This is a genomic window from Ochrobactrum sp. AN78, from assembly GCF_029909885.1.
GTDB lineage: Bacteria > Pseudomonadota > Alphaproteobacteria > Rhizobiales > Rhizobiaceae > Brucella > Brucella quorumnocens.
In genome coordinates this window covers 34,130-60,635 of record NZ_JASAMU010000005.1, presented here as the reverse complement: position 1 = coordinate 60,635, position 26,506 = coordinate 34,130, and the positions used below count along the sequence as shown (strand labels likewise).

Below are 26,506 nucleotides of genomic sequence, written 5' to 3'. Positions count from 1 at the left end.
AACTGGCTCATCTAGCCGAGGCGGGCAAAGGACCGCAAGGCGATTATGCCGCAGCGTCACAACTGTTTCGCTATAGGCCAATTGGTAAAATAATATTACCACTTGACCCAAGCGATGCCGAATGCACTCTGGGGAGGCGGAGGATCACATGAGCGGACTGATTATGCCGGAGCCAAATGCTTCGGTTCTTGAACGGCGCGAGACGATCGTTGCTGATCTTAAGGCAATTGTACCCGGCGAGGGGGTTGTCGATACGACCAATGCCATGCGGGTGTTCGAAACCGACGGACTGACCGCGCATCGTGCGCTGCCGCTTGTTGTAGTGTTGCCCGAAACGGTTGAGCAAGTCTCAAAGATATTGCGCTATTGCCATGACAATGAAATTCGCGTCGTGCCGCGTGGTGCGGGCACGTCGCTTTCCGGCGGCTCCATGCCTCTGGTCGATGCTGTATTGCTAGGCATGTCGCGCTTTAATCGTATCCTGGAAATCGATTACCCAAACCGCGTCGCAGTCGTGCAGCCGGGCGTGACCAATCTTGGCATCACAAAGGCCGTCGAACACGAAGGTTTCTATTACGCACCTGATCCGTCGTCGCAGATTGCATGCTCCATTGGCGGCAATGTTGCAGAAAATGCGGGTGGCGTGCATTGTCTGAAATATGGGCTGACTGCCAATAATGTGCTTGGCATCGAAATGGTGTTGATTACGGGCGAAGTGTTGCGGCTTGGTGGCAAGCATCTCGATAGCGAAGGCTATGACCTGTTGGGTCTCATGACAGGATCTGAAGGCCTTTTGGGGGTGGTTACGGAAATCACCGTGCGTATTTTGCAGAAGCCGGAAACAGCGCGTGCGGTGATGGTCGGGTTCCCTTCAAGCGAGCAGGCAGGCCAGTGTGTGGCTGATATTATCGGCTGTGGAATTATTCCCGGCGGCATGGAAATGATGGATCGACCGGCCATTCAGGCAGCGGAAGATTTTGTCCGTGTGGGTTATCCGCTGGATGTTGAAGCGTTGCTGATTGTCGAACTCGACGGTCCTCCGGTAGAGGTCGATCATCTGATTGGTCAGGTGGAAGCAATCGCACTGAAAAATGGATCGACCACCTGCACACTTTCGCAATCGGAAGAGCAGCGACTGGCTTTCTGGGCTGGGAGAAAAGCTGCGTTTCCGGCAGTAGGCCGTATCTCACCTGACTATCTTTGCATGGATGGCACGATACCGCGCAAGGAATTGCCCCGTGTGCTTTCAGGTATGCGCGATCTTTCCGAAAAATACGGGCTACGTGTCGCCAATGTCTTTCACGCAGGCGATGGCAATCTCCATCCTCTCATCCTTTATGATGCGAATATTCCGGGTGAACTGGAGGCGGCCGAAGATTTCGGTGCCGACATTTTGCGGCTTTGCGTTAAGGTTGGCGGTGTGTTGACCGGTGAGCACGGCGTTGGCATCGAGAAGCGTGATCTGATGCCGGTCATGTTCAACGAGATCGATCTCGATCAGCAGATGCGGGTCAAATGTGCTTTTGATGCCAAACATCTGCTCAATCCGGGCAAGGTATTCCCACAATTGCGTCGCTGCGCCGAACTTGGCCGCATGCATGTTCATCGTGGCGAATTGGCTTTTCCGGACATTCCCCGATTTTAATAAGCGGTTTTGATGATGACTGACACAAACATAATAAAGCCGCAGGATGAGGCGGGTGTTCTGGAGGCGGTGCAATGGGCCTTGGCCAATTCAACGCCGCTTGAAATCATCGGTCGGGGCAGCAAACGCGGTATCGGACGACCGATGGCAACAGGTGCTGTGCTTGATGTGTCGAACCTGTCCGGTGTGACACTTTATGAGCCTGATGAACTGGTGCTTTCTGCAAAGGCTGGAACGCCGCTTGCCGAAATCGAGAAACTGCTGGCCGATAACAAGCAGTGTTTTCATTTTGAGCCGATGGATTACGGCCCACTTCTTTCTGGCGAGTCGGGAAGCGGCACGATTGCGGGTGCGCTTGCGGCCAATCTGTCAGGGCCGCGCCGCCTCAAAGCCGGTGCCGCACGCGACCATATATTGGGCGTGCGTGTGGTTTCGGGGCGTGGGGAGTTGTTCAAATCCGGCGGACGCGTGGTCAAAAACGTGACCGGCTACGATCTTTCAAAAGGCATGGCCAATTCTTGGGGGACGCTGGGCGTCGCCACTGAAGTGACTTTCAAGGTTTTGCCTGCGCCTGAAACAGTTGCAACGCTTGCCGTGCGCGGGCTTGATGATGAGGCCGCTAGCCGCATCATGGCCATGGCTATGGGGTCGCGAGAAGAGGTAGCTTCAAGCGCGCATTTGCCGCCAAGCGTGGCATGGCGTTTTCTGGACGGTCAATTGGGCAGTGAGGCCGCGACCATTCTGCGGATCGAGGGTTTTGCGCCTTCCGTGCGCCATCGCAGCGCGCAATTGCGGGCGTTATTGGGTTCTGTTGGAGTGATTGATCTTCTCGATGAGACACAGTCGCGTCAGCTCTGGCGCGAGGTGCGCGATGTGCTGCCGTTTGTGAAAAAGGGTGATCAGCGCGCAGTGTGGCGTGTTTCCATGGCACCTATGCAGGGCTGGAAAATGGTGGATGAACTCCGACGCCATGCTGGTGCAGATGCTTATTATGACTGGCAGGGCGGATTGATCTGGCTGCGTATGGAATCCGAGCCCGAGGCTCAGATACTCCGCACCCTTATTGCCAGATATGGCGGGGGTCATGCCACACTGGTCCGGGCACCGGAGCAGGTGCGTGCAAATACCGATGTATTTGAGCCGCAATCGGCCGCGCTTGCCGCTTTGTCGCGACGTCTCAAGCAGCAGTTTGATCCGGAGAATATTCTCAATCCGGGCCGTATTTATCCTGAGCAGGCAGGAGTGTGACGCCATGCAAACCCAATTCAGTCCTGAGCAACTGCTTGATCCCGGCGTCAATGAGGCAGAAAAAATCTTGCGCAAATGTGTGCATTGCGGCTTCTGCACGGCAACATGTCCGACATATGTGACGCTGGGCAATGAGCTGGATAGCCCGCGTGGGCGCATCTATCTTATCAAGGATATGCTGGAGAATAATCGCCCGGCTGATGAACAAGTCGTTCGGCATGTTGACCGCTGCCTGTCGTGCCTGTCGTGCATGACGACCTGTCCGTCGGGCGTCAATTATATGCATCTGATCGACCACGCGCGGTCGCATATCGAGAAGACCTATAAACGCCCATTTATGAACCGCTTTCTGCGCGGGGTTTTGGCACAGGTTCTGCCATATCCGGGTCGGTTCCGGCTGGCGCTGCAACTGGCAAAACTCGGACGCCCATTCGCTTCTCTGTTTCGTAAGAGCGACACATTAAGGCCCGTGGCTGCCATGCTCGATCTTGCACCGCAATATTTACCCGCTCGACAGCAGATCGACGCTATCAGCCCCGCGAAGGGCGAAAAGCGCGGACGGGTTGCAATCCTCAATGGCTGCGCGCAACCGGTGCTCAATCCCGGCATCAACGCTGCCACGCTGCGCTTGCTTAACCGGATCGGTGTCGAGGTGATAACGCCAAAGGGCGAGGGGTGTTGTGGCTCGCTGGTGCACCATATGGGCCGCGAGGAGCAAGCGCTCGAGCAAGCACGGCACAACGTTGATGTGTGGACCCGCGAAATCGAAGCAGGTGGCTTGGACGCCATTATCGTAACGACGTCTGGTTGCGGTACGACGATAAAGGATTACGGCTATATGCTGCGGTTGGACCCGGCATATAAGGACAAGGCAGCAAAGGTTTCCGCGCTGGCTAAGGACGTGACCGAGTATCTGACCTCAATCGAGCTGCCCGAGCCTCTACAGCCGGCAGGCCTGACTGTTGCTTATCACTCGGCGTGCTCCATGCAGCATGGTCAGAAGGTGGTGCGTCAGCCGAAGGATTTGCTCGCTAAGGCAGGCTTCACGGTGCGGGAGCCTCTGGAGGGGCATCTTTGCTGTGGCTCAGCTGGCACCTACAATATCATGCAGCCTGAAATAGCCACCAAGCTTCGTGACCGTAAGGTCAAGAACATTGAGGCCACAGGGGCAGATTTGATCGCAACCGGCAATATTGGCTGTATGACGCAAATCGCAACCGGCAGCCAGTTACCGATCGTGCATACAATCGAATTGCTCGATTGGGCATATGGCGGACCAAAACCTGCTGCTCTTTCAGGCGCCAGTCTTCACTGATCGCGCGTAATGCAAAGGGAAACCTTTGAACCCTTTCGTTTCTTTCAGAACGAAGGTGGTTTGCATCTCTTTGATGCGGGGAAGGCGACGTAAGGTCGACATGGCGAAATCCGCATAGGTATCGAGGTCATGCGATACGACTTGCAGCAGAAAATCTGCGTCGCCCGCAATGCTGTAACAGGTGATGACTTCATCAAGGCCCATCAGTTCGGCAACAAATTGCTCAGCTTCGGCTTCACTGTGGCTGTCGATCTTGATCCGCACAAAAGCCATGACGCCGAGGCCAATGGCTTTCCGGTCCAGTGTGGCGCGGTACCCTTGTATGACGCCATCTTCTTCCAGCTTGCGCATTTTACGCCAGCTTGGCGATGTCGACATGTTGACCTTTTCGGCGAGCGCCTGATTGGTCAGGCGTCCGTCCTCCTGCAATGCGTTGAGAATTTTGATGTCGGATGGTTCTAGCGGGGTCATTGGAATCTACCTGGAACACATTTAATGCAGGTAGATACTACCAAATTTTAAATTAAAACAGGGAATAAAGATAAGAAATACCTTCTTACCCGGTGTAATTCTGGCTGAAATATCAGTTCCGTCGGAGCCATCATGCAAGAAGATTTACGCCTCGCTATCATCGTTAATCCAGAGCTGTCCTTGGGATTGCTTGCCAATACGGTTGGGGCCATTTCCATAGGTCTGGGTGCGAAGCTGCCATTCATCGCAGCGCGACAACTGACCGATAAATCAGGCACTGCAATCGATATCAGTTCTGCTCGCCCGGTGCCGGTTCTGCAGGCAGATGCGGAGACTATTCGGTCTATTTTTTTGAAGGCGGCAAGCTTTGAAGAACGACAGGCTGTTGTGGCATTCCCGGCCTTTGCCCGCGCACTGCATGTCTATGCAGAATATGAAAAGACATTCCCAGATAGGGAGCTTTCATCGGAAACGATCGATGGGGTAGGCATTGCTGGCCCGGCCAAGTGGGTGCGTTCACTGACCGGAAGCTTAAAGCTTCTGCGATAAAAAAGAAGCCCGGCAGAGCCGAGCTTCTCGTTTCAATCAACCCAGCGAAAACGTGTTCGGATTTGGTCCGATACGGCCATCAGCCTTGTCGAGTTTGGTGATCGCATCGTGATCGGTGCCATTGAGGCGGAAATCGAAAATATCGAAATTTTCCTTGATGCGAGCAGGCGTAACCGACTTCGGGATGACAATATTGCCGGTCTCGATATGCCAGCGCAGGATTACCTGAGCTACTGATTTTCCGAGCTTATCAGCGATTGTTTTCAGCGTTGGATTTTCCAGAATTGTGCCTTGTCCGAGCGGGCTCCAGGCTTCTGTCGCGATGTCGTGCTTGCTGTGGAACAGACGCAACTCGTCCTGCTGGAACTGCGGATGCAGCTCAATCTGGTTCAGAACCGGAGTAACGTCGCTTTCCTTTAGAATACGCTCAAGATCGGCGGTGCGGAAATTCGACACGCCGATGGATTTCGCGCGACCTTCTTCTTTCAGCTTGATGAAAGCACGCCATGTTTCCATGAACAGGTCCTTGGAAGGGATCGGCCAATGGATCAGATAAAGATCCACATAATCGGTGCCAAGCTTCTTCAGGCTTGTGTCGAACGCCTTGAGGGTCGATTCATAGCCTTGATCGCTGTTCCAGAGTTTGGTCGTCAGGTAAATATCGTTGCGGGCAATGCCTGAATCGGTGATTGCTTTGCCGGTGCCTTCTTCGTTGCCATAAATGGCTGCGGTGTCGATGTGGCGATAGCCGACTTTCAACGCTTCACTGACCGCCGCAACGGCTTCATCGTTGCCAACTTGCCAGACACCGTAACCGAGCTGTGGAATGTGATTGCCGTCGTTCAGTTTTACCGCCGGTACGGTCATGATCTGTCCTTCCCTCTTACGTGCATACTGTTTGATGTATCTTTTCCAGCATATGGGTGTTCGCACGAAAAGTGAAAGTCATTTCCGACATGTTTGTCGGTGATCGCAGCGCTTTCTTCAAGAAAAAGCCAAAGGTTTCAATTTGATGACAAAAAAAGCCGCTGTTACGGCGATAACAGCGGCTCGATAGCTTTGTTTGAAAGGAAAGGGTCAGCGCACCACCACGCGAGTGCCCACGGGAACGCGGCCATAGAGATCAGTCACATCTTCGTTACGCATACGGAAGCAGCCTGAAGACATGGCTTTCCCAATCGTCCATGGCTGATTTGTACCGTGGATACGATAAAGGGTGGAACCGAGATAAAGTGCGCGTGCGCCAAGAGGATTGTTGATCCCGCCCTTCATCTGAGCAGGCAGAATACGTCCCTTCTTGCGCTCGCGGGCGATCATTTCCTTTGGTGGTGTCCAAGTCGGCCATTCGGCTTTGCGGCTCACGCGCTGCGTGCCTTTCCAGCCAAAGCCCTGCTTGCCAACGCCGATGCCATAACGGCGGGCCTGTCCATTGCCCTCAACGAGATAGAGAAAGCGCTTGCCGGTGTCGATCACGAGGGTGCCGGGCTTTTCGCCACCCGAATAAGAAACTGTCTGTGGCAGGAATGCGGGATCAAGTTGCTGCTTCTTGCGCACAACCTTTGCCGGATTGGCGGCAGGGCGCTGCTGACTTACATTCTGATAGCGCGGCTTTTGCGGCTGCTTCTGGCGAACAATCGCGCGCTTCTGCGACTCTGTGGCATCGAGTTGCGGCAGGATACGAACCGCCGGTCCATTGAGCTGCGCGATCCAGCGCTGCGATGTTTCATTGTCAACGCGAACCGGTGGTTGGGTTGCGTAACGATCATTGGCAAAAGCCATGCTGGTGGTCACAATGGAGACTGCGATTGCCGCGAGTGATCCTATCAAAAGCAGATGACGTGGTTTCATAAGCCAAATCCGACTGTTTTGCGTTCTGCATCTGCCCAGCATCTGCAATAACGCGGTTGCCCGTCGCACTCCTGACATCTCCTGTCAGGAGAACGGCCCCGAAATTCATGGGCCCATTGTGCCGGGGAATGGAATCATAAAGGTAAATTTTGCCGCGTGTCGGGCTTTGACTTGCTTCAAATTAAAGTTGTGGTTAGCGGCAAGTTGCGCGACATGATTAAAAATGAATGAAACTTTGGAGGGCAGAAATGAGCGACACGGTGCAAGAAAAGACCGGCTTGATCGTCAGTGCTGATGGCAAGATCCGCTGTTTCTGGCCAGGTGAGTTGCCTGATTACATCGCCTATCACGATAATGAGTGGGGCGTTCCTGTAACGAGTGACCAGCGTCTGTTCGAGAAAATCTGCCTTGAAGGTTTCCAGTCCGGCTTGTCGTGGCTGACGATCCTGCGCAAGCGTGAGAATTTTCGTGCGGCCTTTGACGGGTTCGATTTCCACCGTGTAGCCCTTTATGACGATGCGGATATCGAGCGGCTACTGGCTGACAAGGGGATCGTGCGCCATCGCGGAAAGATCGTGTCCACAATCAACAATGCCAAACGCGCCATAGAGCTGGTCAAAGAAAAAGGATCGCTCGCTGCCTATTTCTGGTCGTTTGAGCCGGGTGCGGAAGATCGTCCGGAAGTGGTGGATTATCCGACCTTGTCTGCCAATCCCACCACCGCCACATCGACCCGGATTTCAAAAGATCTCAAAAAGCGTGGCTGGTCTTTCGTGGGACCAACCACCGTTTACGCATTTATGCAGGCCATGGGGCTGGTCAATGATCACATTGAGGGCTGCCATTGCCGCTCGAATATTGAAAAACTCCGACAGGCTTTGAAGCGACCCAACTAACGAGAGGGTGCTGATTGCGCCAGTTTCCGTTTTCTGGCACAACCGCAAAGTTCGTTCTGGGAGTGCGAAAATGGATCTGACGTCGCTTGCAGTCTTTGCCGGAATTTTGATGGTTGCAGCTGGTACGCCGGGTCCGAATATTGGCGCGTTGGTCGCTCGTGTCATCAGCCGTGGCCATAAAGGCGTTTTTCCATTCATGTTTGGTCTCTGGATCGGTGATGCCGTCTGGCTGTCTCTGGCTGTTTGGGGACTTTCTACACTGGCGCAGCATTTTCACACTGTCTTCCTCGTGCTCAAATATGGTGGCCTTGTTTATCTGGTATATCTGGCATGGAGAATGTGGTTTGCGCCGGTTGGTGATCTTACCAATGAAGCGATCATCCCGCGTCGCAATGAGGCTGGCGGGCTTTTTCTGAGCGCACTGGCAATCACGCTTGGCAATCCAAAGATCATGGTTTTCTATGTCGCCATCCTGCCGACTGTGATTGATCTCACAGGTGTTTCGATCCTTGGTTGGGGCGAATTGCTGCTGGTCATGTTCATGGTTCTTGCGGTTGTTTATTACGCCTGGGTGCTGCTCGCTGTGCAGGCGCGCCGCTTTTTGCGTACACCACGCTTGGTAAAGATTGCCAATCGCACATGCGCTGGAATGATGGCTGGCGTGGCTGTTGCCATTGCCGCGCGCTGAGGATCGGTTTTTAAAGCTCTTCCTGCACTTGCCGCACCCTGTTTGATGCGTTAGGAAACCGGCAACAGATTTGCCGGTTCTTACTGGCGTAACATGAACAAAATCAGCGATCAGGCAGGAAAAATGGCCGATAAAGCGGACAAGATGAAGGCGCGGTTGCCGCGCGGGTTTGTCGATCGGGTGCCAGATGATCTGCGCGCCACCGAAAAGATGACGGCAACCATCCGTGAGGTCTACGACCTTTATGGGTTTGAGCCGGTCGAAACGCCGCTCGTTGAATATACCGACGCGCTTGGAAAGTTCCTGCCGGATCAGGATCGTCCGAATGAAGGCGTGTTCTCGTTTCAGGACGATGATGAGCAGTGGTTGTCGCTGCGCTATGATCTGACCGCACCGCTTGCGCGCTTTGTGGCTGAGAATTATGAAAGCCTGCCCAAGCCTTATCGCAGCTATCGCAATGGCTGGGTTTTCCGCAATGAAAAGCCGGGTCCGGGTCGTTTCCGCCAGTTCATGCAGTTCGATGCCGACACCGTCGGTGCCCCGAATGTCTCGGCTGATGCCGAAATGTGCATGATGATGGCTGATACGGTTGAACGCCTTGGCATTCAGCGCGGCGATTACGTGATCCGCGTCAACAACCGTAAGGTTCTCGACGGTGTTCTCGAAGCGATTGGTCTTGCAGGCGATGAGAATGCAGGCAAGCGTCTCAATGTTCTGCGCGCCATCGACAAGCTGGACAAGTTTGGTGCGGAAGGCGTGCGCCTTTTGCTCGGTAAGGGCCGTCTCGATGAGAGCGGCGATTTCACCAAGGGCGCGTTGCTCGACGATGCAGCCGTGGAAAAGGTTCTGGCCTTCACCGCTGCGGGTGGTGCAAGTGGTGCCGAAACTATTGCCAATTTGCGGGCAGTTGTTGCAGGTAACGCCAAGGGCGAAGAAGGTGTTCAGGAGCTTGCCGATATGGAAGCACTGTTCGACGCTGGCGGTTATGAAGGCCGCGTGAAGGTCGATCCATCCGTGGTTCGCGGTCTTGAATATTATACCGGTCCTGTCTTTGAAGCCGAACTTCTGTTTGATGTGACCAACGAAGACGGCCAGAAGGTTGTGTTCGGTTCAGTTGGCGGTGGCGGTCGTTATGATGGTCTGGTGTCGCGTTTCCATGGCGAACCAGTGCCTGCAACCGGCTTCTCGATTGGCGTTTCGCGCCTGATGACTGCGTTGAAGAACCTCGGCAAACTTGATGTTTCTGACGTGGTTGGCCCGGTCGTCGTGCTGGTCATGGACAAGGACGCCGCAAGCCTCGGCCGCTATCAGAAGATGGTTTCCGATTTGCGTCAGTCTGGCATTCGCGCTGAAATGTATGTCGGTGGCTCCGGCATGAAAGCGCAGATGAAATATGCGGATCGTCGCGATGCGCCATGCGTGATCATTCAGGGCTCGCAGGAGCGTGAAGCAGGCGAAGTTCAGATCAAGGATCTGATTGAAGGCAAGCGTATCTCTGCTGAAATCGAGGACAACGCGACTTGGCGCGAGAGCCGCCCGGCGCAGGTCACGGTCAAGGAAGACGGTATCGTTGAAGCAGTTCGCGAAATCCTTGCAGCGCAGGCTCGCGATCGCGCACAGCAGACAAAGTGACGGGACGATGACTGGATCACGCACATCACCGATCTTCGCCACGCTTCGTGGTCAACTTGATGCCAGCGAAGCGGAGCTTGTTGATATTCCGCTGATCCAGCCAGCCGATCCGTTTCTGGATATGGCGGGCGAGGATTTGCGCCGCCGTATCTTCCTAACCGAAAACGAGAATGGCGATAGCCTTTGCCTGCGCCCGGAATTCACCATTCCGGTCTGCCGCAATCACATCGCGCTCAATGCCGCAACGCCTAAGCGTTATGCCTATCTCGGCGAGGTTTTCCGTCAGCGTCGTGATGGCGCTGCTGAATTTCTACAGGCAGGCATTGAAGATCTCGGTGCTGCCGATGAGGCTGCATCGGATGCACGTTCGATTGGCGATGCACTTGCATGTGTGAAGTCTACTGCTGTGGACGTGAAGCTTGAAATCGTTCTGGGTGATCAAGCCGTTTTTGCAGGCATGCTCAAAGCGCTTGGTTTGCCACAGGGATGGCGCAAGAAATTGCTGCGTGCTTTTGGCGACGAACATACCATGGAAGCAGCTTTTGCCGAACTGACCGGCGAACAGCGCAATGATCCGCTACCTGAACAGCTCGCGGGCCTTGTCGCCGAAGGTGATGAGGCAGGGCTTGCGCGCATGCTGGAAACCGAAATGCTGGAAGCTGGCGTTTCACCGGGAGCAGGCCGCACGCCTGCCGAGATTGCGCGTCGCCTGATCGAGAAAGAAGATCTGGCTGCAACGCGGTTTCCATCCTCGGCCCTTGAAGTGTTGAAGCGGTTCCTCGCAACGCGTGTTTCGCTGGAAGCTGCTAGCATCACGTTGCGGGCTTTCGCTGCCGATAATGCGCTTGATTTGAATGCCGTTCTGCAAAAATTTGAAGCCCGTACCGACGCAATTATTGCAGCCGGTATTTCGGCGGAAGACATCGTTTATGACGCGTCTTTTGGTCGTCCGCTCGATTATTACACCGGCCTTGTCTACGAAATCCGTCAGGCGGGCAGCGACAAGGATATGGTTCTGGCGGGTGGCGGTCGTTACGACCGTCTGCTGACGATGCTTGGCGCATCCGAAAATATCCCCGGGGTTGGCTTTTCCATCTGGCTCGACCGGCTTCAGGCGCTGAGTGGAGAACAATCATGACTGTGACATTGGCACTTCCTTCCAAGGGACGGTTGAAGGAGCAGACGCTCACAGTTCTGGAAAAGGCGGGATACAAGGTCGTTCTGCCAGACGATTCGCGCAATTATCGCGCGCGCGTTGAAGGCGAGAATGACATCGACATTCTGTTCCTGTCGGCATCAGAAATTGCGCGTGAACTGGGTTATGGCAGCGTCGATCTTGGCGTAACGGGTGAAGACCTTGTTCGTGAGACGCTGGCTCATGCTGATGAGCGCGTCGCGATTGAAGCGGAGCTTGGCTTTGGTCATGCCGATGTTGTGGTTGCAGTGCCGGCAGTCTGGCGCGATGTGACGACTATGGCAGATCTTGATGACGTGGCTGCCGATTTCCGTCAGCGTCATGGACGCCGTTTGCGTATTGCAACCAAATACTGGCGCCTGACGCAGCAGTTCTTTTCGCAAAAGCACGGTATTCAGGTTTATCGCATTGTCGAAAGCCTTGGAGCAACTGAAGGTGCACCAGCAGCAGGCTCTGCTGATATGATCGTCGACATTACTTCAACCGGTTCGACGTTGACGGCTAATCATCTGAAGGTTCTCGAAGACGGTATCATCCTGCGCTCGCAGGCCTGTCTTGTATCTGCCCGTGGCAGTGTGACAAATACACGGGTTGCGGAAGTCGTTGCGCGTATTCGCAAGGGGCTTGCTGGCTGATAAATACTGAATTGAATTAAAAAATCCGGTCTGAAATTCAGACCGGATTTCTTTGTTTAGATCTTTGGCTTGCTGCCAATCAGACCGTAATAGGCGATATAAATGTAGCAGACGATTGGCATCAGGAATGCCAGATGAATGCCAACAGTATCGGCCAATGCGCCCTGAATGAGCGGGATAATCGCGCCGCCAACAATGGCCAGACACAGAATGCCGGAGCCCTGGCTGGTGTGTTTGCCAAGACCATGCAGCGCGAGGCTGAAGATGGTTGGGAACATGATCGAGTTGAACAGGCCGATAGCAAGTACCGACCACATGGCAACATGGCCTGTGGTAGCGACCGTGATGAGCAGCAGAACAATTGCGATTGCTGCATTGAAGGCAAGCGCCTTGCCGTCATCAATATAGCGCATTGCAACGGAGCCGATGAACCGTCCGACCATTGCGCCGCCCCAGAAATAGGTAACGTGATGTGCGGCATCGGCTTCAGTCAGTCCTGCGATTGAAGGATCGCTCAGGAAGTTGACGAGGAAGCTGCCGATGCTGACTTCCGCGCCCACATAGACGAACAGGCCGACCGCGCCGAGCACCAGATGGCGATATTGCCAGGCGGAGCCTTCTTCTTTGCTCGATACGGCAGTTTCTTCTTCCTGAACATCTGGCAATTTCAGGATCGCGAACACCACTGCGAGAACGGCGAAAGCCAGTGCCAGCAGTAGGTAAGGGAACTGAACCGCATCTGCTTCAGCGGAATTTGCAGCGTCGGTTGTGGCAGCAGAAAGAATGAGGAATGCGCCAAAGAGTGGTGCAACTGTTGTTCCAAGCGAGTTGAAAGCCTGAGTAAGTGTCAAACGGCTCGCTGCGGTTTCCGAAGTGCCCAAAACCGTGACGTATGGATTTGCTGCGACCTGAAGGATTGTGACGCCCGAAGCCAGAACGAAAAGCGCCCCGAGAAAGAGCGCGTAGACGCGATAAGATGCAGCTGGAATGAACAATGCGCAGCCGATAGCAGCTACGACCAGACCGGTTACAATGCCCCACTTATAGGAAATCCGCTTTACAAGCGCACCGGCTGGCAGCGAGACGATGAAATAAGCGCCGAAGAAGCAGAACTGGATCAGCATCGACTGGAAATAGTTGAGCTGAAAGACGCCCTTGAGATGCGGGATCAGAATGTCGTTGAGACAGGTGATGAAGCCCCACATGAAGAAGAGCATGGTGAGGCTGGCGAGCGCAAAATTGTAATTTTTGCCCGAATGGGCATCAGCACGAAGCTGACTATTCGTTGCGGGTGAAACGGCCATTTTTTCTCTACAAGCTAAGTTATGAGACACGTCTGGGAGGACGATATGTCTTTCCAAAATGAAAATAGGCGGCTGCATTATCTTACAAGATCGAAGGATGCAATCATTGCGCGTTCAAAGTAACAGTTCTGTGTATTAATAAAGCGAATACTAAAAAGCCGCGCTGTTGAGGCGCGGCTTTTTCAAAATGTATATCGAAGCTCGATCAGCCGCGCTTTGCATCGATCGAAATCGAACCCGCACCCTGAAGCGCCAGAAGGATCAGACCGCCGGCAATGGCGAGGTTTTTCTGTGCCATCATCGCGTTCATGCCTTCAGCGAAGTTCATGTGGGCAACAAGGGTTGCACCGATGGTGAAGAGAGCCACGATTGCGGCAGCAATACGGGTCTGGAAACCAACCAGAATGGCGAGGCCACCAACAAACTCAACCAGACCAACCAGAACGGCAGTCACAGTTGGGACCGGCAGGCCGAGACCGGCGAAGTAGCCAGCTGTACCGGAAATTGCAGTCAGCTTGCTGAAGCCAGCGAGAATGAACAGGATCGAAAGAAAGACGCGTGCGACGAGCGTGGCCAGGCCGTTGCTCTGAGGAGTGATAGAGGGCATCAGGGGTATCTCCAATTAAACTGAGCAATCAAATACCTACTCCACACTGTCAAGGAAAGATAGATATTCCTCGACAGTTTGTTCACCGCATATGCACAATCACTCCGGTGCGATCATTTTTTCCGCGCGTACCAAGCGGTCGTAGTCTTCTTCGGAGACGTGACCGCTCTTCAACGCTTCTTCCCGCAAAGTTGTCCCGTTCTTGTGTGCGGTCTTGGCGATCTTCGCCGCATTGTCATAGCCGATAGCTGGAGCCAGCGCTGTTACGAGCATCAGCGAGCGTTCGAGAAGATCCTTGATACGATCTTCATTCGCTTCAATGCCTTCAACGCAATGGTCGGCAAATGAAACCATGGCATCGCTCAGGATACGGATCGACTGCAGCACATTATAAGCGATGACCGGCTTGAAAACATTGAGCTCGAAGTGGCCCTGACTTGCCGCAACTGTAACTGTCGTCTGGTTGCCAAAAACCTGCGTTGCGACCATCGTCAAAGCTTCGGCCTGTGTCGGGTTGACCTTGCCGGGCATGATTGATGAGCCGGGCTCATTTTCCGGCAACGATAGTTCACCAAGACCGGAGCGAGGACCCGAACCCAGGAAGCGGATATCGTTGGCAATCTTGAACAGATCAGCAGCGAGCGCATTGAGGCTGCCGTGGAAGTTTGTAAGGGCGCCGTGGCTGGCCAGGGCTTCAAACTTGTTTGGTGCTGTCTTGAAGCTAAGACCTGTGATTTCGCTCACTGCATCGGCAAAGCCCGTGTCAAAGCCCTTAGGTGCATTAAGCCCAGTGCCGACAGCCGTCCCCCCCTGCGCCAGCAGGAACACGTCTGCGAGTGACTGTTCGATGCGGTGGCGGGCATATTCGAGTGCTGCGCGATAGCCGGAAAACTCCTGACCGAGCGTAACCGGTGTCGCATCCTGCGTATGCGTGCGGCCGATCTTGATGATGTCCTTGAACGCTTCCTCCTTGGCTTTGAGCGCTTTGGTGAGATGTGTCAGTGCCGGATAAAGACGATTTACCGCTTCAACGGCGGTCGCAATGTGAATTGCGGTTGGGAAGCTGTCGTTTGACGACTGGCTCATATTGACGTGGTCATTCGGATGGACCGGCTTTTTGGAGCCGAGTTCACCGCCAAGAAGCTCGATAGCGCGGTTCGAAATGACTTCATTGGCATTCATGTTCGACTGCGTGCCGGAACCCGTCTGCCAGACGACAAGCGGAAAATGATCGTCCAGTTTGCCTTCGATGACTTCGGATGCCGCAACAGCAATCACCTGACCGAGAACCGGATCGAGCTTGCCCAACGCGATATTGGTTTCAGCGGCTGCACGCTTGACCACGCCCAATGCATGTACGAGCGGCAGAGGCATGCGCTCGCCCCCGATCTTGAAATTATGCAGCGAGCGCTGCGTCTGCGCACCCCAATAACGGTCGGCGGCAACATCAATCGGTCCGAAAGTATCTGTTTCGGTACGCGTGGCGGTCATTTTCAGTCTCCGGCTTGTTTCAGGCGGGTGAAATGCCCGCCTGTAGAATCGAGAATAACAGCATTGGTGGATTATTGTTCACGGGAATGCTTGCACGGCACAGCTTTAGTCTCAAGCATTTGATAAAATATGACTATAAAAGTCAAATTTTATTGATCGTCTTGAGGCACTGGTGCTCAGTTATCCTCGTTGTCGTCATCGCCGTCATCGGTTTCGGAAATCCACGCGGTCGGCTCGACCTTTTGCTGGGTTTTGCTGTCGGTGAAAATCCACCAGCCAGTGTCTGTTTCATCCCAGTCGCCGCCGCCGGCCTGAAGCTTATCGAGCGAACGATACTGGCCAACCGATTCATTGCGTTGATCGTCATCATCGATCCAGACCACAGTGACTTTCCGTCCGTCTTTTGGAGCGGTCGCTATCGGTAATTCCTTACGCATATGACTATCCATCCCAATTGTCGTTCTGATAATCATAGTGCGAAAAAGCTTTGCGGCAAGCTGGGTTATGGCCGGGTTATGCAACTCATAGAGCCATTACCCGGCTTTTCATGAGGTTAATCAGCCTGCGCGAGCTGCCTTCAGGGCGTGGCCCCACCATGCAAGCTGATCCAGCATGTTTTTTGCTGCTTCTGCGAGGTGGGGGAAATCATCCAGCGTGTTTTCTTTTTTGACGACTGCCAGGTAATCCGGGAACAGGATATGTACGCCGGTTTTAACCGACATGGATGACATTTCAACGGCGATCATACGCAACTGTTCGACAGCACGCGCACCGCCGACGCCGCCGTGGCCTACAAAACCCATCGGCTTCTGGATCCAGTCACCGTAGTCAATCGCGTTCTTTAAAACGGCCGTGGGAGCGTGGTTGTATTCAGCGGCGGTGAGGATGTAAGCGTCGAACTCGCGAAGCTTGGTTTTCCACTTGTCGGCGGTCTCAGCCTGTGCGGTTGTGGTGGTCGTGTCGCCATAAAAACCCATCGGGTAATCAGCAAGGTCCAGTATTTCGACGTCAAACTCCGGGCGTTCTGCCGCAACCTTTGCGATCCATTCCGCTGATACTGGCGAGAAACGCTGTTCGCGGGTGCTGCCGACGATCACGGCCACTTTTAGCTTACTCATGGATATTTCCTTTTTGAGTGGTAACCAATAGAGACTAACGCTATACAAGTGACTATCAATATCGCGCAAGGAGGCACTTTTATGAAACCCGGTGACTTCAAGGAAACCAGCGCTTGCAAAGCAGTGACGGATATTCTGTCCCGTGTCGGCGATAAATGGTCAGTTCTGATCGTCAGCTATCTCGGCAATCGTCCGATGCGGTTTAATGAAATTCGCCGCACAGTCGATGGTATTTCACAGAAAATGCTGACCACCACGTTACGTAATCTAGAGCGCGATGGATTTGTATCGCGGACGGTGTTTCCAACCATCCCGCCGAAGGTGGAATATGAACTGACGGAGTTGGGCCGCGATCTGCTCAAGCCGGTTCGTGGTTTGGGAGAATGGGCAATTGCCAATGAGGCACAGGTCATGATGGCGCGTGCGTGCTACGATGCACGCCTGTCTGGCAGCGACGTTGCGCACGCGGATGCAGCGGAATAAATGATTGGTCGCCAAAAAGTGGAAAGGCAGGCTTGCGCCTGCCCTTCCTGTTGCCTGAGACAGGACTTCCAAAGTGCGGGGGCAAACAGGAAGTCCATCTCGTATCGCTAGCGATTGACCATGAAAGTCGCCGAAAGTAAATCAGAAAATGCTAAAATACATGCGGGCAACATAATAAAGCTTGCGATAGGTAAATTTTCCATAAATCACAAAGAGTTACACGACGTAAAAAAGGCGGCCAGAGGCCGCCTTTTCTAGATAGTTTTGGCTTTTAGACTTCTTAGAAGTCCATGCCGCAACCCGCACCGCTCTGCGGCGCAGGCTTTGTACCATGGGCGCGCTTTATGGATTTCTTAGAAATCCATGCCGCCCATGCCGCCAGGCATGCCAGCTGGAGCCGAATCCTTCTTAGGAAGTTCAGCAATCATGGCTTCCGTGGTGATCAGCAGGCCAGCAATTGAAGCTGCATTCTGCAGAGCGGTACGGACAACCTTAACTGGGTCAACGATGCCGAGTGCGATCAGATCGCCATATTCACCGTTTGCAGTGTTGTAGCCGAAGGTTTCCGAGGAGTTTTCGAGGATCTTGCCTACGATAACCGAAGCTTCTTCACCAGCATTGGTCGTGATCTGACGAGCCGGAGCCTGCAGAGCGCGACGAACGATGTTGATGCCAGCTTCCTGGTCGGAATTGATGCCCTTGACGGTGATCTTGACCGAAGCGCGGAGCAAAGCGGTACCGCCGCCTGCAACAATGCCTTCTTCAACCGCAGCGCGGGTTGCGTTCAGAGCATCGTCAACGCGATCCTTCTTTTCCTTAACTTCGATTTCCGTTGCACCGCCAACGCGGATAACTGCAACGCCACCAGCAAGCTTAGCAAGACGTTCCTGCAGCTTTTCGCGGTCGTAGTCGGAAGAGGTTTCTTCGATCTGCTGCTTGATCTGGCCAACGCGTGCGTCGATCTCAGCCTTCTTGCCAGCGCCATCAACGATGGTGGTGGTTTCCTTGTTGATCGAAACCTTCTTGGCGCGGCCGAGCATGTCGAGCGTAACGCTTTCGAGCTTGATGCCGAGGTCTTCGGAGATGACCTGACCGCCGGTGAGGATCGCGATGTCTTCGAGCATTGCCTTGCGGCGATCACCGAAGCCAGGAGCCTTAACAGCAGCAATCTTCAGGCCGCCACGCAGCTTGTTGACAACGAGGGTAGCAAGAGCTTCGCCTTCGACGTCTTCAGCAACGATGATGAGTGGCTTGGAAGTCTGAACGACAGCTTCGAGAACTGGCAGAAGAGCCTGCAGGTTCGAGAGCTTCTTTTCGTGCAGAAGGATGTATGCGTCTTCGAGATCAGCAACCATCTTGTCAGGGTTGGTGACGAAGTATGGCGACAGGTAGCCGCGGTCGAACTGCATGCCTTCAACGACTTCGAGTTCGGTTTCAGCGGTCTTGGCTTCTTCAACCGTGATGACGCCTTCGTTGCCGACTTTCTGCATCGCTTCAGCAATCATCTTGCCGATTTCGGCTTCGCCGTTAGCGGAGATCGTGCCAACCTGAGCAACTTCTTCCGAAGTGTTGATCTTCTTTGCCTTCTTGAGCAATTCGCCAACAACTTCAGTAACTGCGAGGTCGATACCGCGCTTCAGATCCATCGGGTTCATGCCAGCAGCAACAGCCTTGGCACCTTCCTGAACGATGGCCTGACCAAGAACGGTCGCGGTTGTCGTGCCGTCACCGGCAGTGTCGTTGGTCTTCGAAGCCACTTCGCGCAGCATCTGTGCGCCCATGTTTTCGAACTTGTCTTCCAGTTCGATTTCCTTGGCAACCGATACACCGTCTTTGGTGATGCGTGGAGCGCCGAAGGACTTGTCGATAACAACGTTACGACCCTTAGGGCCGAGCGTTACCTTTACAGCGTCAGCGAGGATATCGACGCCGCGCAGCATCTTTTCGCGCGCATTGCGACCGAATTTTACTTCTTTAGCAGCCATTTTACTCTCCTGGGAATATCCCGGTCAGATTATGGTGATGAATGAATTATTTACCGGCTAGTCCACCGGTTAAACGAAGGTATTAGCCGACGATACCCAAAATGTCGGATTCCTTCATGATCAGCAGGTCTTCGCCGCCGATCTTGACTTCGGTGCCCGACCACTTGCCGAACAGAACCTTGTCGCCAGCCTTAACTTCCAGAGCGATCAGCTTACCAGCTTCGTCGCGGGCGCCTGTGCCAATAGCGACGATTTCGCCTTCCTGAGGCTTTTCCTTGGCGGTTTCAGGGATGATGATGCCGCCAGCAGTCTTTGCTTCCGATTCTACGCGACGAACGACTACGCGGTCGTGAAGCGGACGGAACTTAATATCAGCCATGGTATAACCCTTGGTGTTATAGACGTTGAACCCTGATGAAGCGAACCGACCGGTTCGCGCTGTTAGCACTCTAGATGTCCGAGTGCTAACGTGCCTCTGAGATAGAAGCGGGGCCATTCTTTGTCAAGGATCGTTGCCGTTTTTTGACAGTTGGGAAGATAAATTCCGCTTATAGGCACGTGCACGGCGGAGCGCACCTGCTCCTGAGATGTGGGGACTATACAGCTGAGCCACAAGGCGAACAGGAAAATAACTGCCCTTGATGGGTTATGTTCAGGAAATGGCTTGTTTGGTTAACGGTGCCTGACTGAAAGATCCGTTGATTTCTGACGGACACAATGCGTTCATTTGGACGCAGAGGGGCTCAAGCCGGGTGACAGATCGGGCTGCTTCTTGTAGAGGAAACCGCAGGGCGTGTCAGACACTCGCTCGTTAAAGCCTGTCATTTGCGCTGATGTTGCATGATACGGGCTCCCGATTTCTCCGGTCCTTGGACCGGACAAGCATACTGAGGAAAACCATGAAGCTGCCTGAACGCCTGGATGATCTGACGGATGGATATGATGCGATCTTCTGTGATGTCTGGGGTGTTCTGCACAATGGCGAGGTTGCGTTTGCTCCAGCCGTCGCCGCTTTGAAGCGAGCACGTGCCAAGGGATTGACGGTTGTCCTCGTGACCAATGCGCCGCGCCCATATCCGAGTGTGATCGCGCAAATGACACTGCTTGGTGTACCCGAAGATGCTTATGATCGTGTCGTGACATCGGGTGATGTAACGCGTGACCTCATCATCGAGGGGCCGCGCAAGATTTTCCATATCGGCAGTGAACGTGAGACCGTCATTTATGATGGGCTTGATGTGGAACTGGTCGAGGAGTTTGAGGCTTCAGGCGTTGTCTGTACAGGTCTTTATGACGATGAAACGGAAACACCGGAAAATTATACTGAGCTGTTGCAGCGTCTGCGGTCGCGCAATCTGCCATTCATCTGTGCCAACCCGGATATCATGGTCGAACGTGGCCCGCGTCTGATCTGGTGTGCAGGTGCACTTGCGCGTGATTTTGGCCAGCTTGGCGGCCGCACACTGATTGCAGGCAAGCCGCATCGCCCAATCTATGAGGCCGCATCAAAAGCAGTCGAGGAAGTCCGTGGACATGCCGTCGACAGAAAACGCATTCTCGGCATCGGTGACGGTGTATTGACCGATGTGAAGGGCGCGGCGGATTATGGTTTGGATGTGCTCTATATTTCGGGCGGGGTCCATGCTGCTGATTATGCCGCTGACGGGAATGTTGATTTTGATAAAATGAATGCTTTTCTACAAAAGCACGGCCATTCTCCAATTGCTTCGCTTTACGCACTCGTCTGATATTTTCGAGAAACTGCTTCGACCATGACAAAACCTGTTTTCCAGCGTCTTTCAGGAACCGATGCATTGCCGCTTACGCTGCGTGACTGCGTGGTGGCGATCGGCAATTTTGATGGTGTCCATCGCGGCCATCAGGCTGTACTGGAGCGTGCGCTGGAACTCGCACACAGGGACAGTTTGCCTGCAGTCGTGCTGACTTTCGAACCGCATCCGCGCAGTTTCTTTAAGCCGAACGAGCCCATTGAACGCCTTACTGATGCGGTTGAGAAAGCCGAGATTCTGCGACTCATGGGATTTGATGCGGTTGTTGAACAGCCGTTTACTGCGGATTTCTCAGCGCAGTCGGCGGAAGATTTCGTGCGCAATATCCTTGTAGAGCGGTTGCATGCCAATCGTGTCGTCACGGGCTATGATTTCCATTTCGGAAAGGGGCGTCGGGGCACGCCTCTGTTCCTTGAGGAAGCCGGTCAATCGTCAGGGTTCAGTGTGTCTCTGGTGGATGCTTTCGGTGATGAAGGTGGAAATCTCGTTTCCTCGACGCGCGTCCGTGCGCTCTTGTGCGAAGGCGAAGTCGCGGAGGCGGCGGGTCTGCTCGGCTACCGCTACCGGGTCAGCGGTGAAGTCATCCATGGCAAGAAGCTTGGGCGCACCCTGGGTTTTCCGACCGCAAACATGACCATCGACGATCATGTCAGTTTGAAGCACGGAATTTATGCCGTCCGCTTCCGCAGGGCCGACGGCATCTTGCATGACGGTGTGGCGAGCTTCGGTCGCCGCCCGACTGTCGCAAGCGATGGCAAACCACTGCTTGAGACATTCGTTTTTGATTTTTCCGGCGATCTCTATGGAGAAGTTGCCGAAGTATCCTTCTTTGGCTATCTGCGCGGCGAAGTTAAGTTTGACCGACTCGATCCACTTATCGAGCAAATGAAGCGCGATGAAGAAGAAGCGCGCGCTCTGTTGGCAGGCGCGAAGCCGCTTTCCGAACTTGATCGCCTCTTATCGTTTCCTGCTTGAGCCTTAGGTCGTGGCGATGATTTAACTTACGGAGCGGTATGCGGGAAATCTTTCAGCTCTAGGAGCAGAACCGAAGGTGGAGTGGTTCTCCATCGAGGTTTTGCGGCGCCAAGCTGGGCGATTTTCACCATATCCTTTCAGGACGCAGCGGATTTCACCTCCGACTTTGTCGAAGTTCCCTGATGGAGGAATACTCGACTTCGGTCACGTCTCCTCGTCAGATGCAAAATCCGACATGCGCCGCTCAAAAGCTAAATCATCACCATGATCTAAAAGACGCCAGAAAGAGTTGTAGTAATTTCTACCTTAGATTTAAGTTTAATTTTACATATTCCGTTCAAACAGTGTTAAATGCCCGCAAAGTTTACGGGCCACTGTTTATCGGAGTTTCACGTGACGCGTATTGTCCCCCTTGCCTTTGTTACAGGCGCTGCATTGTTCGTAGGTCCTTTGTCGGTCGTTGCTGCGGATATGCAGCAGACGGACGTCTATGCGGCTGAGGAAGTGAAGCCTGCCCGCAAATACTTCTGGTCGGGCGACTGGTACCTCAAGGTTGGCGCTGCTGGCCTTGTTGCTCCGAAGTTCGAAGGTTCCAACAAGTATAAGTTTTCAGCGCAGCCTTTGGTGTCGCTTGGCCGTCAGGGTGAAGCAGAGCGCTTTTCTTCGCGTAATGACAACGTATCCTTTGCGGTAATCGACACGGATCGCTTCCGTGTGGGTGCAACAGGCAAGCTTCTGTTCAAACGCGATACCGATATTGATGGAATTCACGAAACCAAGTTCGGCGGTGAAGCCGGTGGCTTCGTCGATGTCTATCCAACCGACTGGCTGCGTTTCCGCGGTGAAGTACGTCAGGGTATTCGCGCCCACAAGGGCGTTGTTGCCGACGTTGCAGCCGATGCGTTCTATGATGTGACGCCGGTGGTCCGCGTTTCGGCTGGTCCACGCGCAACCTTCGCATCCAAAGACTATTTCAAAACCTATTATGGTGTAACGGCTGAGGAAGCGGTGGCATCTGGCGTCAAGGAATATAATCCAGGCGGTGGTTGGGAATCGGTTGGTGTTGGTGGCGCTATTACCTGGAAGGCAACCGACAAAATCGATACCAGCCTGTTTGGTGAATATAGCCGTCTTCAGGGCCCAGCAAAGGACTCGAGCATTGTGAAACAGCACGGCTCACGTGATCAGTTTATGGTCGGCATTGCTGCGACTTACCGCTTCGATTTCTCGCTCGACTGATCAAAACAAACCCAGAGTATTTCCAGTTTAAGATAAATCGTTGGAGGTACTCTATCCATTTGTTTCTACGCATGTCTTTGTCCCAAAACCGGTTCCCACTTTTGGGAGACATGCTCTATCTGTAAGCTTTTCGAGGGCAGGGCTGCAAGTTTATTGCGCCCTGCCTCTTTATTCCTGCGAAGGTCATTGCTAAAAGCGTGCCCATGATGACGGATTTTCGGCATATCATCGCGGCCATACGAATTATTGGCCCGGCCTTCCTCTAAGCCTTGATGGCATTGCGCAAAGTGCAATGCATGGCAGGAAGGTCCGGGAACGACCGGCTGTGCCTCGCAGCCTTTTGAGTTTTCCGGCTGTATGTTGCAGCCTCCTGAACTTTCAGCATCTTCGCCCGCCATATTGCTGTGCGGGATTGACAGGCAAGTAATAAAATGACCGAGACGACTGCCAAGATCGACTATTCCAAAACTCTCAACCTGCCACAGACCGAGTTTCCAATGCGCGCGGGACTGCCTGCGCGCGAGCCAGTGTTTGTGCAGCGCTGGGAGGAAATGAACCTCTATAAAAAGCTGCGCGAAGACGCGAAGGATCGCCCGCTTTATGTGCTGCATGATGGCCCTCCTTATGCAAATGGCAATATCCATATCGGCCATGCACTGAACAAGATCCTCAAGGATGTAATCACGCGCTCATTCCAGATGCGCGGCTTCAACTCGAATTATGTGCCGGGCTGGGATTGCCACGGCCTGCCGATCGAGTGGAAGATCGAGGAAAAATACCGCGCGCAGGGCAAAAACAAGGACGAAGTTGCAATCAACGAATTCCGCAAGGAATGCCGTGAATTTGCTGCGGGCTGGATCAAGGTTCAGTCGGAAGAGTTCAAGCGCCTCGCAATCTGTGGCGATTTTGAAAACCCATACACGACAATGAACTTCCACGCGGAAGCGCGGATCGCTGGCGAACTCCTGAAGTTTGCTGCAACTGGCCAGCTTTATCGTGGTTCAAAACCTGTCATGTGGTCGGTGGTTGAACGCACAGCCCTTGCAGAAGCCGAAGTCGAATATCACGACATCGAGTCGGATATGATCTGGGTGAAGTTCCCGGTCGCAGATGCTGGCGATCTGGTCGGCAGCTCTGTCGTTATCTGGACGACAACTCCATGGACCATTCCCGGAAACCGTGCTGTGGCCTATTCGACGCGTGTTGCGTACGGCCTTTATGAAGTCACTGCCGCTGAGAATGATTTTGGCCCACGTCCCGGCGAAAAGCTTATCTTCGCTGATAAACTGGCTGACGAATGCGCCAAGAAGGCAAAGCTTGAGTTTAATCGCCTGCGCGATGTGACGGGCGAAGAGCTTTCCAAGAATGTACTCGATCATCCGCTCAAGGGTTTCGGCGGCGGATACGAATTCGTCGTGCCATTGGTTTCTGGTGACCACGTCACCGACGATGCTGGTACCGGTTTCGTGCACACCGCCCCAAGCCACGGACGAGAAGACTTTGAAGCATGGATGGACAGCGCGCGTGAGTTGGAAGCGCGTGGCATTGATCCGAGCATTCCGTTCCCTGTTGGCGATGATGGCTATTACACCAAGGATGCGCCGGGCTTTGGTCCGGATCGCGAAGGTGGGCCTGCGCGTGTTATCGATGATAACGGCAAGAAGGGCGATGCGAATGACTCTGTCATCAAGCAGCTCATTGCAACTGACAAGCTGTTCGCACGTGGCCGTCTGAAGCATTCTTATCCGCATTCATGGCGCTCGAAGAAGCCGGTTATCTTCCGCAACACGCCGCAGTGGTTTGTCTATATGGACAAGAATCTCGGCGATGGCACCACGCTGCGTTCGCGCTCGCTGAAAGCGATTGAAGATACGCGTTTCGTGCCTGCTGCCGGTCAGAATCGTCTTCGTGCCATGATCGAAGGTCGCCCGGATTGGGTTCTTTCTCGTCAGCGCGCATGGGGTGTGCCAATCTGCGTCTTCGCTGATGAGGAAGGCAATATCCTTCAGGACGATGCCGTGAACAAGCGCATCCTTGAAGCTTTCGAGGCGGAAGGTGCCGATGCATGGTTTGCGGAAGGTGCGCGTGAGCGTTTCCTCGGCAGCCGTGCCAATGAAAACTGGACACAGGTTCGCGACATTCTCGACGTCTGGTTCGATTCTGGCTCGACACATACCTTCACGCTTGAAGACCGCCCGGACATGAAGTGGCCGGCGGATGTTTATCTCGAAGGCTCAGATCAGCATCGCGGCTGGTTCCACTCGTCACTGCTAGAAAGCTGCGGAACGCGTGGTCGCGCGCCTTACAATGCCGTCGTCACCCATGGTTTCACCATGGACGAGAACGGCAAAAAGATGTCGAAGTCGTTGGGCAATACGGTCACGCCACAGGACGTCATTAAGGATTCGGGTGCGGATATTCTTCGCCTCTGGGTGATGACGACCGATTACTGGGAAGATCAGCGCCTCGGCAAGAGCATCATCCAGACCAATATCGATGCGTATCGCAAGCTGCGTAACACCATTCGCTGGATGCTGGGCACGCTCGCCCATGATGAAGGCGAGAATGTTCCGCACGCAGAGCTGCCGGAACTCGAACGTCTGATGCTGCATCGTCTGGCGGAGCTCGATGAAGTCGTGCGTTCAGGTTATGACGCGTTTGATTTCAAGCGTATTGCACGTGCGCTGATCGATTTCATGAATGTCGAACTTTCGGCCTTCTATTTCGATATCCGCAAGGATGCGCTTTATTGCGATGCACCATCCAGCGTTCGCCGCAAGGCTGCTCTTCAGACCGTTCGCGAGATTTTTGACCGCGTAACCACTTGGCTCGCTCCGATGCTGCCTTTCACCATGGAAGAAGCTTGGCTGGATCGCTATCCGCAATCTGTTTCGGTGCATCTGGAACAGTTTCGCAAGACGCCTGCACAATGGCGCGATGATGTGCTGGCTGAAAAGTGGCGCAAGGTTCGCAATGTTCGTCGTGTTGTTACAGGGGCTTTGGAACTGGAACGCGCGGATAAGCGCATCGGTTCTTCTCTGGAGGCGGCTCCAGTTGTCTATATCGCTGACAAGAGCCTCGTCGATTCGCTTGCAGGATTGGATTTCGCTGAAATCTGCATCACAAGTGGTATTGACGTGACTGATGCTGCGGCACCTGCTGATGCCTTCACGCTGGATGACGTGAAGGGTGTTGCAGTTGTTCCTGTTCGTGCGGAAGGCGAGAAGTGCGCGCGTTCGTGGCGTTACACCACGGATGTCGGTTCTGACCCGGAATTCCCGGAAGTCTCGGCCCGCGATGCGGCAGCCCTTCACGAATTGAAGGCTCTCGGCAGACTTTCGGCATAAAATCAGAGGCCCGGTTGTGGCATGCATCCGGGCTTTTCGCTTCAG

Annotated in this window: 24 protein-coding genes; 14 read left to right on the top strand and 10 right to left on the bottom strand. The window is 53.9% G+C overall.

The features are described 5' to 3' along the window. Positions 1–148: 148 nt before the first annotated feature. Genes QBD00_RS11300 through glcF form a run of 3 tightly spaced genes read left to right on the top strand, consistent with a single transcriptional unit; the run spans position 149 to position 4,208 of the window. A complete protein-coding gene (locus QBD00_RS11300) occupies positions 149–1,645 on the top strand; it encodes an FAD-linked oxidase C-terminal domain-containing protein (RefSeq protein ID WP_191793395.1) in 1,497 nt (498 codons plus the stop codon). A gap of 15 nt (positions 1,646–1,660) precedes the next feature. Then, the gene (glcE, locus tag QBD00_RS11295) at positions 1,661–2,893 is read left to right on the top strand and encodes a glycolate oxidase subunit GlcE (RefSeq protein WP_191793417.1); all 1,233 of its coding nucleotides are present in this window, start codon (positions 1,661–1,663) and stop codon (positions 2,891–2,893) included. Between the two features lie 4 nt (positions 2,894–2,897). Next, complete coding sequence (gene glcF, locus QBD00_RS11290) at positions 2,898–4,208, top strand: glycolate oxidase subunit GlcF (protein WP_191793396.1); 1,311 nt, start codon at positions 2,898–2,900, stop codon at positions 4,206–4,208. Here the strand turns inward: glcF and QBD00_RS11285 are convergent. Further along, a complete protein-coding gene (locus tag QBD00_RS11285; protein WP_318579525.1) occupies positions 4,188–4,679 on the bottom strand; it encodes an Lrp/AsnC family transcriptional regulator in 492 nt (163 codons plus the stop codon). The genes glcF and QBD00_RS11285 overlap by 21 nt on opposite strands. Before the next feature lie 132 nt (positions 4,680–4,811). Here QBD00_RS11285 and QBD00_RS11280 point away from each other — a divergent pair, with 132 nt between their 5' ends. Then, the gene (locus QBD00_RS11280) at positions 4,812–5,228 is read left to right on the top strand and encodes a DUF2000 domain-containing protein (RefSeq protein WP_318579524.1); all 417 of its coding nucleotides are present in this window, start codon (positions 4,812–4,814) and stop codon (positions 5,226–5,228) included. 36 nt (positions 5,229–5,264) lie between these two features. On the opposite strand, the gene QBD00_RS11275 is transcribed toward QBD00_RS11280, so the two are convergent. Together QBD00_RS11275 and QBD00_RS11270 are read right to left on the bottom strand one after the other, a co-directional pair. Next, positions 5,265–6,095: an aldo/keto reductase gene (locus QBD00_RS11275; RefSeq protein WP_151091005.1), complete on the bottom strand. Its 831-nt coding sequence runs from the start codon at positions 6,093–6,095 to the stop codon at positions 5,265–5,267. A 210-nt stretch (positions 6,096–6,305) separates the two neighbouring features. Then, positions 6,306–7,076, bottom strand: coding sequence for a L,D-transpeptidase (locus QBD00_RS11270; RefSeq protein WP_151091003.1), 771 nt, complete (start codon positions 7,074–7,076; stop codon positions 6,306–6,308). Between the two features lie 248 nt (positions 7,077–7,324). On the opposite strand from QBD00_RS11270, the gene QBD00_RS11265 reads away from it, so the two are divergent. The 5 genes from QBD00_RS11265 to hisG all read left to right on the top strand — a co-directional run bounded on the left by QBD00_RS11265 (position 7,325) and on the right by hisG (position 12,122). After that, on the top strand, positions 7,325–7,972 hold the full coding sequence (locus QBD00_RS11265) for a DNA-3-methyladenine glycosylase I (protein WP_318579523.1): 648 nt from the start codon (positions 7,325–7,327) through the stop codon (positions 7,970–7,972). A gap of 70 nt (positions 7,973–8,042) precedes the next feature. Continuing rightward, on the top strand, positions 8,043–8,660 hold the full coding sequence (locus tag QBD00_RS11260) for a LysE family translocator (protein ID WP_264232189.1): 618 nt from the start codon (positions 8,043–8,045) through the stop codon (positions 8,658–8,660). Between the two features lie 123 nt (positions 8,661–8,783). Continuing rightward, on the top strand, positions 8,784–10,292 hold the full coding sequence (gene hisS / locus QBD00_RS11255; protein ID WP_318579522.1) for a histidine--tRNA ligase: 1,509 nt from the start codon (positions 8,784–8,786) through the stop codon (positions 10,290–10,292). A gap of 7 nt (positions 10,293–10,299) precedes the next feature. Then, positions 10,300–11,430: an ATP phosphoribosyltransferase regulatory subunit gene (locus QBD00_RS11250; RefSeq protein ID WP_318579521.1), complete on the top strand. Its 1,131-nt coding sequence runs from the start codon at positions 10,300–10,302 to the stop codon at positions 11,428–11,430. Beyond that, positions 11,427–12,122: an ATP phosphoribosyltransferase gene (gene hisG / locus QBD00_RS11245; protein ID WP_318579520.1), complete on the top strand. Its 696-nt coding sequence runs from the start codon at positions 11,427–11,429 to the stop codon at positions 12,120–12,122. Before QBD00_RS11250 ends, hisG begins: the two co-directional genes overlap by 4 nt. A 56-nt stretch (positions 12,123–12,178) precedes the next feature. On the opposite strand, the gene QBD00_RS11240 is transcribed toward hisG, so the two are convergent. The 5 genes from QBD00_RS11240 to QBD00_RS11220 form a co-directional block, all read right to left on the bottom strand. Then, positions 12,179–13,426: a sugar MFS transporter gene (locus tag QBD00_RS11240; protein ID WP_151090993.1), complete on the bottom strand. Its 1,248-nt coding sequence runs from the start codon at positions 13,424–13,426 to the stop codon at positions 12,179–12,181. A 205-nt stretch (positions 13,427–13,631) separates the two neighbouring features. After that, the gene (locus QBD00_RS11235) at positions 13,632–14,033 is read right to left on the bottom strand and encodes a DoxX family protein (protein WP_264232187.1); all 402 of its coding nucleotides are present in this window, start codon (positions 14,031–14,033) and stop codon (positions 13,632–13,634) included. Positions 14,034–14,132: 99 nt separating this feature from the next. Continuing rightward, entirely contained in the window at positions 14,133–15,524 is a 1,392-nt protein-coding gene (fumC, locus tag QBD00_RS11230) for a class II fumarate hydratase (RefSeq protein WP_264232186.1), read from the bottom strand. A 176-nt stretch (positions 15,525–15,700) separates the two neighbouring features. Next, positions 15,701–15,961 carry a hypothetical protein gene (locus QBD00_RS11225; RefSeq protein WP_151090989.1) on the bottom strand — a complete coding sequence of 87 codons (261 nt, stop codon included), beginning with the start codon at positions 15,959–15,961 and terminating at the stop codon, positions 15,701–15,703. Positions 15,962–16,081: 120 nt separating this feature from the next. Then, a complete protein-coding gene (locus QBD00_RS11220) occupies positions 16,082–16,642 on the bottom strand; it encodes an NADPH-dependent FMN reductase (protein ID WP_151090987.1) in 561 nt (186 codons plus the stop codon). Positions 16,643–16,723: 81 nt separating this feature from the next. Here QBD00_RS11220 and QBD00_RS11215 point away from each other — a divergent pair, with 81 nt between their 5' ends. Then, positions 16,724–17,125 carry a helix-turn-helix domain-containing protein gene (locus tag QBD00_RS11215; protein ID WP_318579519.1) on the top strand — a complete coding sequence of 134 codons (402 nt, stop codon included), beginning with the start codon at positions 16,724–16,726 and terminating at the stop codon, positions 17,123–17,125. 353 nt (positions 17,126–17,478) lie between these two features. Here QBD00_RS11215 and groL read toward each other — a convergent pair whose 3' ends face one another. Together groL and groES are read right to left on the bottom strand one after the other, a co-directional pair. After that, the gene (gene groL, locus QBD00_RS11210) at positions 17,479–19,110 is read right to left on the bottom strand and encodes a chaperonin GroEL (RefSeq protein WP_318579518.1); all 1,632 of its coding nucleotides are present in this window, start codon (positions 19,108–19,110) and stop codon (positions 17,479–17,481) included. 82 nt (positions 19,111–19,192) lie between these two features. Continuing rightward, entirely contained in the window at positions 19,193–19,489 is a 297-nt protein-coding gene (gene groES / locus QBD00_RS11205) for a co-chaperone GroES (RefSeq protein ID WP_318579517.1), read from the bottom strand. Between the two features lie 520 nt (positions 19,490–20,009). Between groES and QBD00_RS11200 the strand changes: the two genes are divergently transcribed. The 4 genes from QBD00_RS11200 (at position 20,010) to ileS (ending at position 26,461) form a co-directional block, all read left to right on the top strand. Further along, entirely contained in the window at positions 20,010–20,858 is an 849-nt protein-coding gene (locus tag QBD00_RS11200) for a TIGR01459 family HAD-type hydrolase (protein WP_151090981.1), read from the top strand. 24 nt (positions 20,859–20,882) lie between these two features. Continuing rightward, on the top strand, positions 20,883–21,875 hold the full coding sequence (locus QBD00_RS11195) for a bifunctional riboflavin kinase/FAD synthetase (protein ID WP_318579516.1): 993 nt from the start codon (positions 20,883–20,885) through the stop codon (positions 21,873–21,875). 393 nt (positions 21,876–22,268) lie between these two features. After that, positions 22,269–23,114 carry a MipA/OmpV family protein gene (locus QBD00_RS11190; protein WP_235901636.1) on the top strand — a complete coding sequence of 282 codons (846 nt, stop codon included), beginning with the start codon at positions 22,269–22,271 and terminating at the stop codon, positions 23,112–23,114. A 431-nt stretch (positions 23,115–23,545) separates the two neighbouring features. Then, positions 23,546–26,461: an isoleucine--tRNA ligase gene (ileS, locus tag QBD00_RS11185; protein WP_318579515.1), complete on the top strand. Its 2,916-nt coding sequence runs from the start codon at positions 23,546–23,548 to the stop codon at positions 26,459–26,461. Positions 26,462–26,506 lie beyond the last annotated feature (45 nt).